The following is an 18289-nucleotide window of genomic DNA, read 5'->3' as shown; positions in this document are numbered from 1 at the left end:
TGGGTGACACGACTTGTATTAAGTTTCCATAAACATGGTCTCGGTCAATCAATAAGATCCTTGCTGCCCATCAAACCAAAAACCGGCCAATCCCAGGAGTGTTGATCTCCCTGAATTGGCCGGTCTGGAGTGGATGTAAGACGAGATCAATGATTGGATCCCGCTGCGTTCATCAATCGGTGATTAATCCGTAACGGTGTCGTGTCTGGGAAACACTCTGTTCTCGTAACCAGTATCGAAGTTCCGTAGTGCCATGGGCTGTCAAAGGGGCATCGATCCAGTTGAGATCAAGATCTGCCGCAGCTTTAAAGACTGCTTCAGAGACAGCTCCGACAATTCTCAGAAATTCGGCCTGGCCTGCATGGTCTGAAAGACTCCTGAGAAAATCGGCTTCCGATTCTATCCTCGAATCGCTGATGATCAGCCGGACGCCAGTGATCTGCGCAGCCAGTTGAGCACGCTCAATCGCTTGAGAGGCCGTCGTTTCGTTACAAATACCAACTCTCAGAATGACACCCCGAGAGGGACGATAACGGAATTCATTTCGCTCGCAGTGCAATTTCGATGGATCATGACTCACGCTGTACTGCTGATTCCAGGCTTTCTGGTAGCTATGCTCAATCTCAACTGGTGAAACGAAGCTGTTCCTGTCGGTCAATCGTGTGAAAAGATGGTTGTAATTCGGGCCACCGGCTTTGGCACCGGGGCCAATACTTGATCTCTTCCAACCACCAAAAGGCTGCCGACGAACAATGGCTCCCGTTGTTGAGCGGTTGATGTAGACGTTTCCGGCCTCGACGCGATCTTTCCAGTAGACCTGCTCTTCTTTGTCGAGAGTATGCAGGCCGGCCGTCAAACCGAAGGATGTCGCATTTTGCCACTTGATCGCTTCATCAAGAGTGGTCGAGCACATGATTCCCAGAACCGGGCCGAAACATTCGGTGAGGTGGAACCATGAGCCAGGTTTCACGCCGAGTTTGATCCCCGGAGACCACAGGCAAGGATCTTGGGGGCTTTGAACGGGTTCCAGCAGCCATTCTTCTCCGGGTTCGAGAATCGTTAAGGCTCGATGTAATGCGGGGCTGGCCGGGCGAATCAGCGGTGTGACAACACTGCGTCGATCAGTCGCTGGGCCTACGAACAAGCTGGCTGCGGCATCGCGCAATTGTCTGCGAAAAGCTGGATCGTGATAAATCTCCTGATCGACAATCGCGAGGCTGGCAGCACTGCACTTTTGTCCTGAATGTCCGAACGCGGATTTCACAAGATCTTTAATCGCCAGTTCACGGTCTGCCTGAGCAGTGATGACCATGGCGTTCTTACCACTGGTTTCAGCATATAGACGCAGCGATGGCCGCCAGTTGCGGAACATCTGTGCGGTTTCCCATCCACCAGTGAGCACGACGGCAGCGACACGAGAATCGGTGATCAGAGCTTTGCCGACTTCACCGTCTTCACAAGGAAAGAACTGCAGGACATCCCGGGGGACGCCAGCTTCCCAGAGTTGACTGGCCAGCAGGTATGCCGTGACTGCGGTTTCTGGAGCCGGTTTGAGAATGACACTGCAACCCGCCATGAGAGCAGCGAGAACTCCTCCAGCCGGTATTGCATAAGGAAAATTCCATGGAGGAGTGACAACCACCACTCCCAGTGCTTGCGCCTTCATCGAGGCAGGAATCTCAAATTCCATCGCATAATAACGGGCGAAATCGATCGCCTCAGAAATTTCGGCATCGGCTTCCCAGATCGCCTTTTTCGCTTCCTGCTGCATGCAGGCAATCGTTCGGAAACGATCCTGTCGCATGACGTTTGCGGCTGATATGAGGATCTCCCGGCGTTCTTCGATCGTTCTCGATTCCCATGCAGGCTGCGAAACAACTGCCTGATCGAGCACAAGATCAAGTTCGGCCAGTGGCGGTAAGACCGGGTTTGACCAGTTGACAATGGCCTGATTGAGTTGTTCGCGAACCTGGAGCTGAGTCCAGTCGCTGTCTGGCTCGTTTTCAAAGGTCGACATCGTCTGCGGATCGTGGCGTGGTTCGATCCGTCGAGAGAGAGCACTCACGGCTGTTCGATGGTTCCAGCCATCTTCAAATCGTTGTTTCTGCTCATGCCAGGTGGGTGAATCTGGTTCGAGAGAAAAGGCCGCTCGCAAGAAGTTTTCGGGTGCCGTGTTCTCATCGAGTCGGCGAACCAGATACGACATGGCACTGAAAAAATCAGCCTTCTGCACCACGGGTGAGTACAGCAACAAACCATGGGCTTCATCACGTACCACCCGCGCCTGATGGTTGGCCATCCCTTCCAGCATTTCAAGTTCGACACGTTCGGTTGTCCCCAGACGCTCGCGGAGTTCCAGCACGAGCGCAATATCGAACAGATTGTGGGAAGCCACTCCTAAACGAACGTACTCGGCATGTTCGGGCTGGCAGCCATACTCGAGCATACGCCGGAAGTTGGCATCTGTATCGGCTTTGGTGGGATAGGGCGCCTGATTCCAGCCGTGAAGTTCGGCTTCGACCTGTTCCATGGCCAGATTTGCCCCTTTCACAAGGCGGACTTTGATATCTTTGCCACCAGATTCAACTCGCTTTCTGGCCCATGCCGTCAAGTTCTTCTGGGCTGCGAATGAATCCGGCAGATACGCCTGAAGCACAATGCCGGCTGATAGCTGACGAAACTCGGGCTCATCGAGCACGGTTTGAAACGCTTCGATGGTAATCGCCAGATCTCGATACTCTTCCATATCGAGATTGACGAATTTTCCTTGTGGAAGTGCTGCTCTGAAGATTGTTCTCAGGCGTTCGCAAATCTCGCTACTGGTTTCTTCCCACGCAACGATATTCACCTGGCTGAAAATAGCAGTGATCTTGACCGAAACGTAGTCGACAAGTGGATTGGCCAGATACCCAAGAATGAGCTTTAGGCGGTGTTGCGCTTCTTCCTCACCGAGAATTGCCTCTCCCAGATGATTCAGGTTGCAGCGAAAGCCCTCGTTCTGGCGTGTGGCAAAGTGCCTTTTGAGTTCACTCGGTGTGGCATCGAGAATGACATTCGAGCTTTCACTCTGCAGTCGACTCGTCACTAAAGGCATGACGATCCCCGGAGCAATTCGACTTGCAAGAGAGCCAATCTGCATGAGGCAGCGATCAATCCACGGGAGATATCCGGGAATACCAAACCTGTTTAATGCCGCTTGCCACCTTTGGGCCTGTCGGGCTGGCTGATGGCTGCGAAAGACTTCGTCAACCATCGCCAGCGTCAGCGACTTCCCGGCACGGTCGTTCATCATACCTGCCACATTTTGGGCGGCTTTCTTCTCGGCCGAGGTTTGAGCCAGGTGGGATTTGACCAGCAGTTGCTCGGCGCGCTGAGTCACGCTCTCCATGAAGGAAGCAGAATCAATCAGATTGACGGAAATTTCAGGGGGGGGGAGTGTTTTCATAATCGAAATGTTACCCTGAAATCCGATGATCGTCGTGTGGGAATTCGCCCTGTTGCGACGCCGAATTTATACAATGATTTCCATTGGTCGACGTTTTGGATATTCTGGCCGCTGAACCTGGATGATTCTGTTTCCACGAATTGACTCTCCTCATGGCAAGACCCTCTCATGCAAAGAATCTGCGGAACGAACTTTTGCGGGATGTTCCCGGATTAGCAGCCGCCGAAATGCTCTTCGATGCGCTCGGAGATGTGCTCTTCTGCGTGAAAGATGTGGAGAGGCGTTATGTGGCAGCGAATTCGGCTTTTGTTCGAGCGGCCGGGTTAAGGACTTTGAGCGAGTTGCTGGGAAAGACTGCCCAAAGTCTCTTTCCGTCAGCTCTGGCTGCTGGCTATGAACAACAGGATGACGCGGTACTTTCCACCGGGATGCCAGTCCATAACCGCCTGGAGATGGTGACGCGGACAGATGGTGCGATTGGCTGGTTTGTTTCTCAGAAAATTCCAGTCAGTGACATTTCCGGGAAGATTGTCGCTCTGGCAGGAATCTCGCGCGATCTGGCGACGCCTGCCGATCAGGGGCAATCTTTGAATCCGATGGCCGAGGCACTCGACGCGCTGACGAATGATTTTGCTGAGCCGCTGCGCGTGATGGAACTGGCGGCAAAATCGGGTTTATCGGTCAGTCAGTTTGAGCGAAAAATTCGAGAAATGTCAGGCTTATCACCAAGGCAATTGCTGACAAAAGCGCGCATTGAGGCAGCCGCCATTGCCTTGAGACAATCGGCGATTCCTTTACGAGATCTGGCGATCGAGTGCGGTTTCTACGATCAGGCGTCGTTCAGCCGACAGTTTCGCGAAGCCACGGGAACTTCACCCGGTGAGTATCGCAAAGCCTTTCAGCGGGAAGGCCAGGCTCAGGGTGAAAAGAGACTATGATGATCTGATACAAACTGTCTCAGGGGTTCACCATCAAGTTCGACGATTCTCCACTGCGAGAATCCGGGCCTTCGCTGATGATAAGCTGGCCGACGAGTTGCTCATCCGGGAAAAAGCCCATCAGATAGGTGTGGCGTCCTTGTCGAATGGTCACTTTCCGGGCGGAAGACCCTGGATACTTCAAGTGGCCCCTGACTCCCCTGAGCTGTACCTCATGTTCGCCAACAAGTAGCGAAACTCTGGCAACTTGTATCTGATCCGGGAGCAGCGACCAGCAGCGGGTATCGGCAGTTTCCGTCGCTTCCCAGGCCACCCCCAAGGCGGAAAGCCCCACGCTGGCTGCCGACCAGGGGGAAGCATCGACACCTTCTTTAGCGGCGTAGATCACACCTTTTTTGATGACTCGACGGGCAACGGCTTCAGCAATCACACGCGGGAAATGGGCATCTGCCTGACGTTGGGCCATCTCGCCAATATCGAGGAGTGTTGCTGTTTCAGCAGAATGCTGGCCATCGACTGAGAGTTCAACGGCTTGGATCGACGGTGTAAAAGTTCGTACTTTGGGAACTTTTACCGGTGCCAAAGTGGGTGGCAAACCCCGGTTCGAGTTATTCGAAATGATGCGGTCAGCAATCAGTAGTGAGGCCTGAGTAGCGATCTCAGCGACTTCTTCCTTGATGGGGCCGCGGCCCACCATGGCAAAGAGATACAAAGTCCCTTCGCCAGGGCGATGTGGCGATTCAAATTGAGCCCGCTGAAGATCGCTCTTGGCATCGCGAAAATCGGGTGCCCAATTAGCGACTTGAATTCGTGCCTGAGCAGCTTCATCCAGTGTGAGCGGAGATTCTTCTGCCAGCATCGCGCGAATGTAAGGGCCGATGGCCACTTGCTTGTAGGCCAGGATCTCGGCTTCCTGCTCCTCATCGCGGGATTTGATCCGATCAATGATCTGCTGCTGTTTTTCGATGGTTTGCAGGGCATATGCCCCGGCATCTTCGCCACCATGCATCAGACTGCTGAGAGCGAGAAACGTACGAATCAGCACTTTCTCGTAATCTTCACCTGCGTATGCACGAGCATTACTATCCGCCAGCAGATTGCCCACTTCGTCGGCTAATGAAACCTGCTCGTAGTGATCAAATCGATCCCGTACTGCGCGTAGAAGTCGTTCGGCAGATTGTGGATCACCATGTGCCAGTTCGATGATTGCCCGATCCAGCTGTTTGACATCGTTATTCCGTAAACGCCGATCTTTATGCCGGTCGATTTCTTCCAGAGCCACAGGCAGATTGTTGGAGTAGAACGATTCTCGAATCGCCATCGCCCGGGCAGAGTGCGAAGCACAGCCTGAGGCCAGCCACAGCATAGCCCCAGATATGAGAATCGTCGCAAGAATGCGATATCGCTCTTTCGGCAATAGCCAGCTCATGGCGAAATGACCGGGAGGAATGGAGAGAAGTGGCAATCCACGAGATGAGATTCCTCTCTCATCGATCAACCATAGTTCTTGAGCTTACCCAGTTGCGATTTGTGATATCCCTTGCGGATCTCAGCCGATTCTTTATCAGCAGTTCCGTTATCAAGGTTGACCAGCTCAAGCGTTAAGAGATAGTCACGTTGATAGTTTTTCTCGTTGCTGCGCGTGGTACCCGAAGTAATGGTTGCAAAAAGTAGATAGTCGAATGGCTGTTCCAGCTTTTCCATCGTGGCGACGAACATGCGGCGACTGTTCGGAACAAACAGATCATCGGGGCGAAGACCGCACTGCCGGAGGCCCGCTTCGACGTACCTCTGATTGATGACTTCAAAGCTTTCTGATGAGTTAATGCACGAATCGATCTTCTGATAGATCTGGGCTTTGAAATCACCGATTTCTTCGGAGCTTTTGTTCTCGACCCCCGCGAAGCAGATTTTCTTTCGCAGAGGAAAGGCCATATCGCCACCACTGGTGGGAAGCACAATTTCCTGTCGACCAAGAAGCTGGCCGACGGATGTCTGGATCAGGGGTTCCCACGTTTCTGCGCCAGCCGTATGGCTGCCCACCATGTCTTTGTCGTCTTCCGAAAGGATATGTGCCACCTGTTTGTTCCGGCATCCAAGCTGCGCGGCTGCGAACGATGTCATGGCTACCCAACCGGTATGAAGAAACGTACGACGTCTCATGATCGACCTCTCTGTGAGCTCCAGGGCAGAGCGTCGAGTTCAGATTGTTACCTGAACCATCAGCTCATTTTCACATGCGAGAGTTATCACAAGTTCATCGCCGGAAAGAAGACGAGAATTGACCTGCCTCAGGTTAAGTTGCGGCGAAATCTGCCGCTGGTCGCTCAGGGAGCCTCTTCATACAGAATCACCGGGTCAGGATTTCTTCGGCACGAGAGATTGAATGGCCTGTGTCAGCAGCTTAGGGAATTCACTGCCGCGAAAGTCATCAATATGTCCGAGCGACGTGTAGAACGAGGTGCCGCCATCGGCACGACGGAAAAGCCAGGCGACAGGTTGCGGCTGTTCGATCGTTTCGGCCCTGCCCCAGGCGAGAATCGTGGTTTTTTCTTCCAGCGGTAGAACCTGATAGAGGCTGCCACCTGTGCGAAAGCTGTTCATCGGCAACCCTTTCAGGATGGGGTGGTGGGCCTGCTCAGCGACGATGGTGGCAGTCGTCTTGAGTTCGGCACCATAGTGATTGGTGTAGTGGCCGCCGAAGACTTCGGGGTCGAGCAAGGGCCAGTCGACAGTTCCCTCCGGTGCAGGTTTATTGCGTAACGAGAAGGCATGGCTGGCTGTCCGAATGCCAACCACAGGCTTCCCCGCCGAGAGATAGTTGCGAATGATCTGCAGGTCGCCCGGAATCAATGGATGTCTGCGCACGCTCAGCAGAAGTACATCGGCTTCAAGAACAGCATCAATTCCCGGAAAGTGATTTTGTGATTTCTCGTCGATGTGCAGAATTGTGACGCGAAAGTCTTTTCCCAGATGGCTGATCGCAAAGGCTGGTAAAGTGGTCGCTGTCTGATACTCAGGTTCGCCAATCAGTATGACAACATGCGGACGCTGATCATCCTGGAAGCGAAACTCCCTGCCGCCAATCAGTTGATCGCTGGTGATGGTGGGGCACCAGTATTTTTCGATGTGCTCGACGACGAGGTCTGTCCCTGTGAAGTGACTCACAAAGGGTGCCTTAGCCGGGTTGTACATGGTGTCGGTCAAGTCGCGAATCAGCGCGACATGGAACTTCTGATTGACCAGCTGGCGGATAGCGAACGGACGGCCCAGTACGCACATGTTTGTATGCACGCCCGTGATCAGCACGTTTTCAATGCCTCTGGCTTTCAGGAGATTGTAAATCTCGGCTGAATCAGAAATGGCATCACCTTCGGCGATCTCAATCGCAGCGATCTGCCGTGTCCAGGGATAGGGCATGCCCTTCTTCCAATTGGTTTCGCAATCGCAGCCACCATCAGAATCGTCAATGGGAAGTGGTGGTTCTTTCGATGAATCCAGCCCTGCCCAGCGCTTGAGTGGAGTCTCGGGTTTCGCCACAGGCGCTGTCTGGGCCAGTCGCCGGGCGGGATGCCCTTCGTAAAACTTCATAGTGTCGCTGGGAGCATGGATGATCAGGACACCTTGTGATCTCAGTTTTTGCACCACCTCGTTCACTCGCGGCGCCAATTCTGCCACCCGCTTGGCCGCATTCGGGCAAGTGTGCTGATCCCACATATCACAAATGATCAAGGCTGTTTTCTGAGGATCCCAATGAGCCTGTTCGTAATGTAATTGAAACAGCTTTTTCTCAGAGAATCGATCTTCTCCAGCGGTTTTCACAGTTGCCGCGCGGCTTTGAAGTTGAAGTGACAACGTTTTGTCTTGGGCCTGTGCACTTACGGCCATCGCGAGCAGAACGATAAAGATCGTCAATCGTCTACAGTAACAAAGAGAGGAATACATAGTTTGCTATCACTTCGAGTCGTTAGAGTGTAATTGCTTCAGTGTTTCGCGCGGCGGCAAGATGACTGTCATTTTGCCCAGGCATGTAAGCCATAGTCTACAGCAGGGTTAGGGAATCCAGTAACGATCAAGCCGGCAGTAGCGGCAAGGATAACCACGAAATGATTTATGGCAGCGAGGGCATTTCCACATGGAAATGATTGCACAATTAACAAAGAACCAAACAGTACTGGTAAGAAGCAGCAGGCCATAAATTGTGAAGATCAGATCCTGAGCCCTGCTAGATAACTCATTGAGAGAGTCTTTCGTGTAAGGTCCAATGAGTAATGCAAAGAAGATAAGCATGCTGAAAAAGTATCGATATCGAGCTTTGTTGAATTTTCTCTCGTGGTTCGCATCGACGGGGGTTACGGAATGGGAAATGTACGCGATCACCGCGCCACTCATGATGAGCCCCGTGATAACTCCAATCATGAGACCGAGCAGAGAAGACAAAATCGCATGTTCGGGAAAGAGGATGATTCCAAGACCAGCCCCAATCATGCCTGCAGGTATCATGACGAGGCTCTGGGCGATATTGGAACTCAGTTGGCAATTCAACTGGAAGTCGCGTTCTTGGAATGGCTGTGTTGGCTCAATGCTTTCCGTGGGGATGGGTTCATTGAGCCGAGTCATGATCGAGTTCCATAAGATTGTTTTCCTAGCGAGCAGGATAACAGATCAAAGTGATTTGATCTTGGTCATTTTTTGATTCCATGAAGCCCCAGAATGTCTCGAATGTTAGGTCTGCGGACATTTTAAGTTTGCAGGGAATTCGTGAGGTCTGGACGATGCAAGCAGACCTTCATCGACTTCCTGATAAGGTTTCCGATTACCATCACTGCCTCAGGCATTCACGGAATGCTTCGAGCAAGCGACTCTGGAAGCGATAAGGGTTCCATGCGACCGCGACTGTGCGGGTCGGTTTTTTACCGGCAAACGAACGATAGACACGACGGTCACTCTGATCGAGCTGCCGCGCCATAGCCGGGATCATGGAGATGCCGTGTGAAAGAGAGACCAGTTCCTGCACCATGGCCAGTTGGCTGATGCGTTCGACCGCCACGGGCTGAAAAGATCGTTGTCGACAAAACGAGACGATGTTATCCGAGAGGCAATGAGCCTCGTCGAGCAGTACAAAGGGGAAAGGCTCCACGTCTGTGACCCGGATCTTGTCTTTCTCAACCAGTGGATGATCTGTCGGCAGCACCAGCAGTAATTCTTCGTCGAAAAGTTCTTCAACTTCGAGATACTTGGCCGGGACGGGAAGTGCGAGGACAGCGAGGTCGATTTCTCCCTGCGTGCAACTTTTCAACAGGACATCGGTCGTGCTCTCCTGCACAAAGACCGTAGCCCGTGGAAATTTTTGGGAGAAACGGCGGAGGACAGTTGGTAGAAAATAAGGGGCAATGGTGGGTATGGCTCCAATGCGGACTCGGCCACTTTCTCCATCATCCATCAACTCCGATTTGGTGTCGTCCAATATGGAAAGGACTTGCTGGGCCCGCGATTGCAGCAGCTGGCCCGCATCGGTCAGTTCGACAGATCGAGTTTTGCGCTCAAAGACTGGGCGACCAAACTCTTCTTCCAGCTTTTGAATCGAGCGGCTGAGGGCTGGTTGAGAAATATGGAGTGTTTCAGCCGCTCTGGTGAAACTTCCTTCACGAGCCACCTGCAGAAAATATCTTAACTGATCCAGATCCATCACAATTCTCACCATTTGGATTCATGCATGAAATGCATGGAATATATCACAGGAATGCATTGGCTGTATTGAGTTCGGGTTGTCATAATCTTAAATGTTGATGGGACAAAACCCAACAAATCTGGATTGGAAATCGGGTTTCACACGACGGAATTTTCAGAACGACAGAAGATTGGCTGTGTGCTTGTTCCCATAGATGGGCTGATGTGCTCAGGCCCATGGCGACAAGGCAAAATCTTGAAAGGAATGGACAATGACGAAGCATTCGTGGTTGAGATCGATGCGACGGTCAATGGCAGTCACGGCACTGGCGGCGTCGTGTGGTTTGCTGGCCACCAGCGGGCTGGTGACAAGTGCCGATGATAAGGCGGCTGCTAAACCAGGTGCACCCGGTGGTCAATGCCCCGTGATGGGGAATGTGAATCCAGCTTCTGCCCGGAATACTGCCGCTGGAGCCATGTCAAATCGCGACTGGTGGCCCGAGCAATTGAATCTGTCGATTCTGCATCAGAACTCGGCGAAGAGTAACCCTATGGGGCCAAACTTCAGCTATGCAGAAGAATTCAGCAAACTTGATCTGGTGGCTGTGAAGAAGGACATCAAAGAACTTCTCTCGACATCGCAGGATTGGTGGCCGGCCGACTTTGGTAATTATGGGCCACTGATGATTCGTATGGCCTGGCACAGTGCCGGCACTTATCGAATTACGGATGGTCGTGGTGGTGCAGGTTACGGCACACAGCGATTTGCTCCGCTGAACAGTTGGCCTGATAATGCCAACCTGGATAAAGCCCGCCGCCTGCTCTGGCCCATCAAGCAGAAGTATGGCAACAAGATCTCGTGGGCTGACCTGATGATCCTCACTGGGAATGTAGCCATTGAATCAATGGGTGGTGAAACACTCGGGTTTGCCGGTGGTCGCGAAGATGTCTGGGAACCCCAGGAAGATATCTACTGGGGTCCCGAATCCAAGTGGCTGGGTGACAGCCGGTATACGGGTGATCGTGTTCTCGAAAAGCCATTGGCAGCCGTGCAGATGGGGCTGATTTATGTAAATCCTGAAGGTCCCGATGGCAAGCCTGATCCATTGGCGGCGGCTCGCGACATTCGTGAAACATTTGCCCGGATGGCCATGAATGATGAAGAGACCGTCGCTCTGATTGCTGGCGGCCATACATTCGGCAAAGCTCACGGCGCAGCCACGCCGGAAGGAAACGTGGGCCCTGCACCGGAAGGTGCCCCCATCCAGGAACAAGGCCTGGGCTGGAAGAACACCTTCGGTAAAGGAAATGGAAAAGACACCATCACCAGTGGTCTGGAAGGTGCCTGGACGACGACGCCTACAAAATGGTCGAACGGTTACTTCGATAACCTGTTTGGCTACGAATGGGAATTGACCAAGAGCCCTGCGGGTGCCTGGCAATGGACACCCAAAGAAAAGGCAGCACAAGGGACTGTCCCCGATGCTCATGACCCCAAAAAGTCTCACGCTCCGATGATGTTCACGACGGACATCGCTCTGAAGACCGATCCTGCGTATGCGAAGGTCTCGAAGAAGTTTCATGAGAATCCTGCCGAGTTCAAGCAGGCATTTGCCAAGGCTTGGTATAAGCTGACTCACCGCGATATGGGGCCAGTCAGCCGCCTGCTGGGGCCTGAAGTGGCTGCACCGCAGATCTGGCAGGATCCAGTCCCTGCGGTCAATCACGAGCTGATCAATGCTCAGGATATTGATTCGCTCAAAGGGACAATTCTCGCTTCCGAACTGACCATTCCTCAAATGGTGCGAACCGCCTGGGCTTCGGCGTCGACTTTCCGAGGCAGTGACAAGCGTGGTGGAGCCAATGGGTCCCGTATTCGCCTGGCTCCCCAGAAAGACTGGAAGGTCAATCAGCCAGCCGAACTGGCCAAAGTCTTGAAGGTCTACGAGCAGATCCAGAAAGACTTCAACTCCGCTCAAAAGACCAATAAGAAAGTCTCGCTGGCAGATCTGATTGTGCTGGGTGGTTGTGCCGGTATTGAAGAAGCGGCCAAGAAGGCTGGAAATCCAGTGAAAGTTCCTTTCGCGCCCGGACGCACTGACGCCACGGCTGAAATGACGGATGCGGAATCCTTTGCAGTCCTCGAACCCAAGGCTGATGGCTTCCGGAACTTCTTCGGGCATGACCTTGACCGCCGGGGTGAAGAACTGCTGGTTGATCGGGCTCAACTGTTGACACTCACTGCACCCGAAATGACAGTGCTGGTCGGTGGCATGCGAGTGCTTGATACGAACGTGGGCTTCCCGGGGATGGGGGTGTTTACAAAGAATCCCGGAACTCTCACCAACGATTTCTTTGTGAATCTGCTGGATATGAACACCACCTGGCAGACCTCGCCCATGTGTGAGCACTTCTTTGAAGGACGCGACCGCAAGACGGGACAGGTCAAATGGACGGCTTCATCGGTCGATCTGGTCTTTGGCTCGAATTCGCAGTTGAGAGCGATTTCGGAAGTCTATGCCAGTGGCGACGGCAAGCAGAAGTTCTTGAATGACTTCGTCGCTGCATGGACAAAAGTCATGAATCTTGATCGCTTTGATCTGGATCCCAAGCTCAAAAAGGCCAACGTTCAGGCGGCACTGGGACAAAGATAGTTTGTGTCAGGTTGATGCAGGCCACTCGGGTTCACACCCGAGTGGCCTTTTTTATTGGCTCTGGATTGCAAATGGAGAAAACTATGATTTTCCACAGCATTGTGTGAACTTGTTGCCACTGCCGCATGGGCAGGGATCATTGCGCCCCGTATGGGCTCCACTTATTAATCGCATACTTTTGAAAACCCATCTTCTGGATTTTCTTGATTCACGCGAGTTAACATTTAATTTTGTCAAAATTAGAATAGGAAAAAATAATCTTGTCTTGTGGTACTTCAAACGAAATGGCTGTCGCCCGATTTCTTGGATTATGTGATGTCTGCAAAGCTGTTCTCTATTGTAGAACTATTTGAAATTCCGGGAAGAGGTTTGATCGTTGTGACTGATACCGCGATTCGAGATGTTCCGAAACTTTTGGTCGGTCAGAAAATCAACTATCGAAAATTGAATGGGGATTTGTATCACTCCTTCATTCGGGGGATTGAAATGATTAGTCCTTTTGACTCTGGCCGTTCATTTTGCTTTCTTGCTGAAGAGAATTTGACAAAAACTGATTTGCCGATTGGAACCGAAGTCTGGCAAGTTGGGGAACTCTAAGGTGTCTGATTTCCTGGGGTTCATCTGTGCCTTTGTTCTAATTGGGCTTGTGTGCCTATGGGGTGCCCTGTGTGTGCTCTGTATTGGGGGCTGGATTATCTCTCAGATCGGTGGAGGAATTCTTGTTCGTCCGCTGGGGCGAGGTTTTTTTACTGGTCGGCAGGCGATTCAAGATAAAATTGAACTCATCGAAGAGACTGAAGATGCGGCCGATCTGGCAGGTAATGCTGATGCAGATCTGCAGGTTCAGGGTATGACCTGGAATGACCCGACATTATGGATACTGGCATTTTTCATCTGGCCATCCTTTGTGGCTATGGCACTGGATCACTATTTTAATTCTTCCAGCCGACTGAAGTCTTCGGAGTCCAAACGGTAATCATTCGAATGTCGTTCGGCTTTGATAGATGTGATGAAAAATGCCCTTACAAAACCGTAAGGGCACATTCGTTTCTAAATGGCAATTAAAAATGACTTCGATACATATTTATCATTGGATTACGAATTCACCAGGAAGTGGCAGATGTCGCCGTCCTGCATGATGTAGGTCTTGCCTTCGACTCTCAGTTTGCCTGCGGCGCGAATGTCTTTTTCGGTCTTGTACTGCTCAAGATCGGCCAGGGTGTAGATTTCTGCCCGGATAAAGCCTTTTTCAAAGTCGGTGTGGATCACGCCTGCCGCTTGCGGTGCTGTGGCGCCGACGGGGATTGTCCAGGCCCGCACTTCCTTTTCACCAGCAGTAAAGTAGCTCTGCTGGCCCAAAGTGCGATAAGTGGCCCGGGCTAGAAGAGCGAGAGCCGGTTCTTTCAGACCGACCGATTCGAGCATTTCGGCTCGATCGGCTGGATCGAGTTCAGCGAGTTCCGCTTCGAGCTTCGCACACACAGGGACGACTTCTGCCCCAACTTTGGTCGCAAAATCCTGAAGCTGCTTGACCAGTGGCCCTTCGCCCAGAAGATCATTTTCATCGACGTTGGCTACATACAGTACGGGTTTGGCTGTCATTAAACCGAATGAGCGGATGATTTTGGTCTCGTTCTCGTCGGCTTCGAGCTTTCGCAGTGGCTGATCAGTGGCCAGGTGAGCCGTGCACTTCTTGATGACATCGACGCGCAGCTTAGCCTCTTTATCACCCGTGCGGGCTGCCCGTTCGGCTTTGGGCAGCGAGTTATCGAGCGTCTGCATATCGGCGAGCATCAATTCCATTTCGATCGTTTCGATATCGACCAAAGGGTTGACATCGCCCGCGACGTGCACGACATCCGGATCTTCGAAGCAGCGAACGACCTGTAAAATGGCATCGACTTCGCGAATGTGACTCAAGAACTTGTTGCCCAGCCCCTGCCCTTCACTGGCTCCCTTCACAATTCCGGCAATATCAACCAGCTTGAGGGCTGCGGGGATCACCTTCTGTGGTGGAATGAATTTGGTGATCCTTTCCAGCCTGGAATCGGGGACGCTCACAATGCCTTCGTTCGGCTCGATGGTGCAAAAGGGGTAGTTAGCACTTTGTGCCGCCTTGGAGCATGTGAGTGCATTGAAGAGTGTGCTCTTGCCGACATTGGGGAGCCCGACAATTCCCGCTTCCATAATTGCGAAACCAATCTACACTGCATGAAGTCTCTTGAACGGCCGTGCCCCACGGCAGACCACAGGTCAATCAGAGAACTGACTCTCTCAAGGAGTGATATCACGCCCAAAGCGGTTTTGCACGTCGGAGAGTTTTTTGGATTCCTTGGAAAAAGTCACCGCGGACCCCACAGATAAGCCGTCTGTCATCTGTGACATGGCAGGCCTTGGGAGTGGTACGAACATTTACAGGCAGCCGATGTCTCCCCGGTGGTGGTTGAGAAGCGGGCACCTGCAAACAATCGCTTGCGGATTGTGGCCCGTTTCCGAGGAGCCGGGAGATTCTTTGCGTGAAGTGGTTCAGCTGGACGATGGCGATCGACTGACTGTTTATGCGAATTTTCCCGCAGAAAATTCTCCTGTTAATCCTTCCGAGATCCCTTTGACTGTCCTCCTGATGCCCGGCCTGTGTGGAGACCATCGAAGTGGGCTGATCCGTCGATTGACCAGCCAGTTGCTTCAGGCAGGCATTTCTGTGGTACGGATGAATCATCGCGGCTGCGGTGAACAGGAGATTCTGGCCCAAAGGCCCTACCATGCAGGTCGCACGTCTGATCTGCTGGCTGTTATCGACTGGTGGAAGCAATCCCCGTGGGCGATTGAGGCTTCGGGAAAACGTCGCCAGCTGGCCCTTTGTGGAATCTCGTTGAGCGGAAATATTTTGCTGAAAACATTGGGTGTAGCCGCTCGCGAGTTACCGGCAGAAGTCGTGGCGGCTCTGGCCATCAATCCACCGATTGATCTCTCTCAGTGCGTCAAGCAGCTTTCCGTGGGTTTGAACCGGATCTACGACCAGTTCTTTGTCAGGCGTCTCTATGGAGAACTTGCCAGGCGTAAAGATGCCACCCGCTGGCCAAAAGAACTTCGACGCCCCAAAACTCTCCTGGAGTTTGACGAGTTCTATACGGCTCCCCGCAGTGGATTTGTAAGTGCCGAGGAGTATTACAGACTTTCCAGTGCCCGATCGACACTCGATCAGATTGAAATAGCCACCACCGTCCTGACGTCGCAGGATGATCCCTTAATTCCTGTGTCGATTTTCAGTGACGCACAGGCTCGCTGGTCGCCTTCCACCCGGGTCGTTGTCGCCCGATCGGGAGGTCATGTCGGTTACTTCGAAACTCGTCAGGGTGGGAAAAGTGGCTTCTGGCTCGATGAGTTTGTGGCACATTGGGCACTCGGGGTGGCTGGCGGGCCGGTAAATCGACTTTAACCCTTGTCCATTAAACAGTTACGGCCACGATTCCCTGAAAAAGCGTTCTCTGTTAAACTTGACGCAGCAAAAGGTGCGATCGAGGTGCTTTCCGGCGACTCAGGCAGGCGAAAAGTATTAATTCAGCAAAGCGTGGCGACCGACGAACAGGAGGTTCGTAATGGGATATCTGATAGCGGCCTTATGGATCGGTTGTGCTTTGCTGGCACTTCGCTTCTGGATGGGGATGGTCGAACAGCATCGGCAGAATACCTTTGCGAAATTGCGGTTCGAAAAAGAGCAGGCTGAGCGGGAAAAAGCTGCTGCGGCGGCTGCAGAATCCAAGGATGCGGAATCCATACTGGCGGGACAAGTCAGGAAAGCCGCCTGAGTGCTTGCGGAAGTATTGCAGTCTTGTTTTGAAATCTGTTTACAGAGTTGCGGTGGTTTGTATGTTGACGCTTCCCATTATCACATTGCCTGCACAAGTATCATCGAGCGATGGCTGCGAAAGTTCTTCTGCAGGTTCGCTTAACGTCGCGACTTTGAATTCGAATGATTCAGCCGCTGCAGCCAGTGGAGATTCGGTGAGCGATGCTCCCAAAACTGAAACAAGCACTGCACTCAGTGCCCATGAGCAAGGCGCGCCAGGTGAGCGAGACCATAACGGCAAGCTCTATATTGAAACGGTCGGCTGCCAGATGAATATGCTCGACAGTGAGCTGGTCGTGGCTGCTCTGCGGCGTGAGGGGTACGAACTCACCAGCCAACCCGACGATGCAGACACGATTCTCTTCAATACCTGCAGTGTCCGTGAGCATGCTGAGCATAAAATCTATAGCGCTCTGGGTCGCCTGAAGCATGCCCGCAAGCAGCGACCTCAGCAGGTCATTGGTGTGATGGGCTGTATGGCTCAGAAGGATCAATCGCTGATTTTTGATCGGGCTCCGCATGTGGACATCGTCGTGGGAACTGGCCAGATGGCCGAGATCCCCGGACTCATTAAGAATGCTCGGAAAGATCGCGAGCGGGCATTAGCTGTGAGTCTTGATCGTAAGGCGGGGACACGCCGGGAAGTGAGTGCCAGCTTTCAAAGCTACGATCCTTTGCGAGAACCTGAGATGCGGCCTTCGCCCTATCAGGCCTTCGTGCGGATCATGTTTGGTTGCGACAAATTCTGCACTTATTGTGTGGTGCCGATGACGCGCGGGCCGGAGCAGAGCCGTTTGCCATCAGAAATTCTCGCCGAAGTGGCACATCTGGCGGGGCAAGGTGTCAAAGAGGTGACACTTCTGGGCCAGACGGTCAACAGCTACAAGTGCGTGGAAAATGGCAAAACGTGGCGACTTTCTGATCTGCTGGCGGCCATGCATGAAACCCCCGGTATGCTGCGGTTTAAGTTTGTCACCAGCTATCCGCGAGACATGACCGATGATCTGCTGATTGCCTTGCGAGACCTGCCCAAATGCAGTCATTACATCCATGTTCCACTGCAGCATGGCTGTGACGACGTTCTCACACGCATGAAACGAGGCTACACCACGGCTCACTATCGCGAGATGCATCAGAGGATCAAGGAATATCTCCCGTACTCGGCAGTCTCAAGTGACTTTATTGTCGGCTTTTGTGGTGAGACCGAAGAAAGCCATCAAAAGAGCCTCGAGGCGATTCGCGAATACCGCTTCAAGAACAGCTTCATTTTCAAGTACAGCGAACGACCGGGAACGAAAGCCCAGTCACTCTTCCAGGACGACATTCCCGATGAGGTGAAAAAGCGTCGAAATCAGGAACTGCTGGAACTTCAAAACGAGATCAGTGAAGAGGACAACGCGGCATTCATCGGGCGGGAAGTGGAAGTCCTCGTTGAAGGGCCGAGCAAGAATGCCATCAAGAAGGCCGATAGTTCGCTCAAAGAGCAACTCACTGGCCGCACACGCTGTGACCGCATCGTGGTCTTCGACGGCAATCCGAGGCTGGCGGGGAGTCTGGCACAGGTGGTGGTTCACGATGTCACACCAACCACACTGGTGGGTTCGATATTGACGCGCGAAGTACAGCACGGCGGCCATTCCCTGCTGCCGATTCTGGTTTGATGACACGGTCGAGATTGGATGCCGAATAGCGGTGAACTCGCCCTCACCCCGGCCCTCTCCCAGCAGACTGG

15 protein-coding genes are annotated in these 18289 nt (G+C 52.7%); 7 read left to right on the top strand and 8 right to left on the bottom strand.

The features are described from left to right. Positions 1 to 172 precede the first annotated feature (172 nt). Entirely contained in the window at positions 173 to 3445 is a 3273-nt protein-coding gene (locus PLIM_RS08665; RefSeq protein ID WP_013109932.1) for a bifunctional proline dehydrogenase/L-glutamate gamma-semialdehyde dehydrogenase, read from the bottom strand. A 152-nt stretch (positions 3446 to 3597) separates the two neighbouring features. Between PLIM_RS08665 and PLIM_RS08660 the strand changes: the two genes are divergently transcribed. Further along, on the top strand, positions 3598 to 4383 hold the full coding sequence (locus PLIM_RS08660) for an AraC family transcriptional regulator (RefSeq protein ID WP_013109931.1): 786 nt from the start codon (positions 3598 to 3600) through the stop codon (positions 4381 to 4383). Positions 4384 to 4402: 19 nt separating this feature from the next. On the opposite strand, the gene PLIM_RS08655 is transcribed toward PLIM_RS08660, so the two are convergent. The 5 genes from PLIM_RS08655 to PLIM_RS08635 all read right to left on the bottom strand — a co-directional run bounded on the left by PLIM_RS08655 (position 4403) and on the right by PLIM_RS08635 (position 10072). After that, the gene (locus tag PLIM_RS08655; RefSeq protein WP_148227045.1) at positions 4403 to 5848 is read right to left on the bottom strand and encodes a COG3014 family protein; all 1446 of its coding nucleotides are present in this window, start codon (positions 5846 to 5848) and stop codon (positions 4403 to 4405) included. Between the two features lie 29 nt (positions 5849 to 5877). Further along, the gene (locus tag PLIM_RS08650) at positions 5878 to 6546 is read right to left on the bottom strand and encodes a hypothetical protein (protein ID WP_013109929.1); all 669 of its coding nucleotides are present in this window, start codon (positions 6544 to 6546) and stop codon (positions 5878 to 5880) included. Between the two features lie 195 nt (positions 6547 to 6741). Beyond that, positions 6742 to 8238, bottom strand: coding sequence for a ThuA domain-containing protein (locus PLIM_RS24535; protein WP_230849428.1), 1497 nt, complete (start codon positions 8236 to 8238; stop codon positions 6742 to 6744). A 198-nt stretch (positions 8239 to 8436) separates the two neighbouring features. After that, positions 8437 to 9003 (bottom strand): hypothetical protein, encoded by a 567-nt coding sequence (locus tag PLIM_RS08640; RefSeq protein ID WP_013109927.1) that lies wholly within the window; start codon positions 9001 to 9003, stop codon positions 8437 to 8439. A 202-nt stretch (positions 9004 to 9205) separates the two neighbouring features. Beyond that, positions 9206 to 10072, bottom strand: coding sequence for a LysR family transcriptional regulator (locus PLIM_RS08635; protein WP_013109926.1), 867 nt, complete (start codon positions 10070 to 10072; stop codon positions 9206 to 9208). 253 nt (positions 10073 to 10325) lie between these two features. Between PLIM_RS08635 and katG the strand changes: the two genes are divergently transcribed. Then, the gene (gene katG, locus PLIM_RS08630; RefSeq protein ID WP_013109925.1) at positions 10326 to 12707 is read left to right on the top strand and encodes a catalase/peroxidase HPI; all 2382 of its coding nucleotides are present in this window, start codon (positions 10326 to 10328) and stop codon (positions 12705 to 12707) included. Positions 12708 to 12788: 81 nt separating this feature from the next. On the opposite strand, the gene PLIM_RS25010 is transcribed toward katG, so the two are convergent. After that, positions 12789 to 12881, bottom strand: coding sequence for an SEC-C metal-binding domain-containing protein (locus tag PLIM_RS25010; RefSeq protein WP_081440235.1), 93 nt, complete (start codon positions 12879 to 12881; stop codon positions 12789 to 12791). Between the two features lie 141 nt (positions 12882 to 13022). Here PLIM_RS25010 and PLIM_RS08625 point away from each other — a divergent pair, with 141 nt between their 5' ends. Both PLIM_RS08625 and PLIM_RS08620 read left to right on the top strand, forming a co-directional pair. Further along, positions 13023 to 13304 (top strand): hypothetical protein, encoded by a 282-nt coding sequence (locus PLIM_RS08625; RefSeq protein WP_013109924.1) that lies wholly within the window; start codon positions 13023 to 13025, stop codon positions 13302 to 13304. Between the two features lies 1 nt (position 13305). Continuing rightward, positions 13306 to 13683, top strand: coding sequence for a hypothetical protein (locus PLIM_RS08620; protein ID WP_013109923.1), 378 nt, complete (start codon positions 13306 to 13308; stop codon positions 13681 to 13683). A gap of 119 nt (positions 13684 to 13802) precedes the next feature. Here the strand turns inward: PLIM_RS08620 and ychF are convergent, their stop codons facing one another. After that, a complete protein-coding gene (gene ychF, locus PLIM_RS08615) occupies positions 13803 to 14894 on the bottom strand; it encodes a redox-regulated ATPase YchF (protein ID WP_013109922.1) in 1092 nt (363 codons plus the stop codon). A gap of 238 nt (positions 14895 to 15132) precedes the next feature. Here ychF and PLIM_RS08610 point away from each other — a divergent pair, with 238 nt between their 5' ends. From PLIM_RS08610 to miaB, 3 genes are all read left to right on the top strand, one after another. Further along, positions 15133 to 16146 carry a YheT family hydrolase gene (locus PLIM_RS08610; protein WP_013109920.1) on the top strand — a complete coding sequence of 338 codons (1014 nt, stop codon included), beginning with the start codon at positions 15133 to 15135 and terminating at the stop codon, positions 16144 to 16146. Positions 16147 to 16306: 160 nt separating this feature from the next. Then, the gene (locus PLIM_RS08605) at positions 16307 to 16516 is read left to right on the top strand and encodes a hypothetical protein (protein WP_013109919.1); all 210 of its coding nucleotides are present in this window, start codon (positions 16307 to 16309) and stop codon (positions 16514 to 16516) included. 61 nt (positions 16517 to 16577) lie between these two features. After that, positions 16578 to 18218 (top strand): tRNA (N6-isopentenyl adenosine(37)-C2)-methylthiotransferase MiaB, encoded by a 1641-nt coding sequence (gene miaB, locus PLIM_RS08600; RefSeq protein WP_081440233.1) that lies wholly within the window; start codon positions 16578 to 16580, stop codon positions 18216 to 18218. The last annotated feature ends 71 nt before the right edge of the window (positions 18219 to 18289 follow it).

Origin of the sequence: Planctopirus limnophila DSM 3776, assembly GCF_000092105.1 — a bacterium.
In the GTDB taxonomy this organism is placed as follows: domain Bacteria; phylum Planctomycetota; class Planctomycetia; order Planctomycetales; family Planctomycetaceae; genus Planctopirus; species Planctopirus limnophila.
This window is presented reverse-complemented; position numbering and strand designations above follow the sequence as displayed.

Bases quoted from the DNA above. Each gene is read 5' to 3' on its own strand.
- PLIM_RS08665 (WP_013109932.1), bottom strand. From the start codon at position 3,445: ATGAAAACACTCCCCCCCCCTGAAATTTCCGTCAATCTGATTGATTCT.
- PLIM_RS08660 (WP_013109931.1), top strand. From the start codon at position 3,598: ATGGCAAGACCCTCTCATGCAAAGAATCTGCGGAACGAACTTTTGCGG.
- PLIM_RS08650 (WP_013109929.1), bottom strand. From the start codon at position 6,546: ATGAGACGTCGTACGTTTCTTCATACCGGTTGGGTAGCCATGACATCG.
- PLIM_RS08640 (WP_013109927.1), bottom strand. From the start codon at position 9,003: ATGACTCGGCTCAATGAACCCATCCCCACGGAAAGCATTGAGCCAACA.
- PLIM_RS08635 (WP_013109926.1), bottom strand. From the start codon at position 10,072: ATGGATCTGGATCAGTTAAGATATTTTCTGCAGGTGGCTCGTGAAGGA.
- katG (WP_013109925.1), top strand. From the start codon at position 10,326: ATGACGAAGCATTCGTGGTTGAGATCGATGCGACGGTCAATGGCAGTC.
- PLIM_RS25010 (WP_081440235.1), bottom strand. From the start codon at position 12,881: ATGCGATTAATAAGTGGAGCCCATACGGGGCGCAATGATCCCTGCCCA.
- PLIM_RS08625 (WP_013109924.1), top strand. From the start codon at position 13,023: ATGTCTGCAAAGCTGTTCTCTATTGTAGAACTATTTGAAATTCCGGGA.
- ychF (WP_013109922.1), bottom strand. From the start codon at position 14,894: ATGGAAGCGGGAATTGTCGGGCTCCCCAATGTCGGCAAGAGCACACTC.
- PLIM_RS08610 (WP_013109920.1), top strand. From the start codon at position 15,133: ATGTCTCCCCGGTGGTGGTTGAGAAGCGGGCACCTGCAAACAATCGCT.
- PLIM_RS08605 (WP_013109919.1), top strand. From the start codon at position 16,307: ATGGGATATCTGATAGCGGCCTTATGGATCGGTTGTGCTTTGCTGGCA.
- miaB (WP_081440233.1), top strand. From the start codon at position 16,578: ATGTTGACGCTTCCCATTATCACATTGCCTGCACAAGTATCATCGAGC.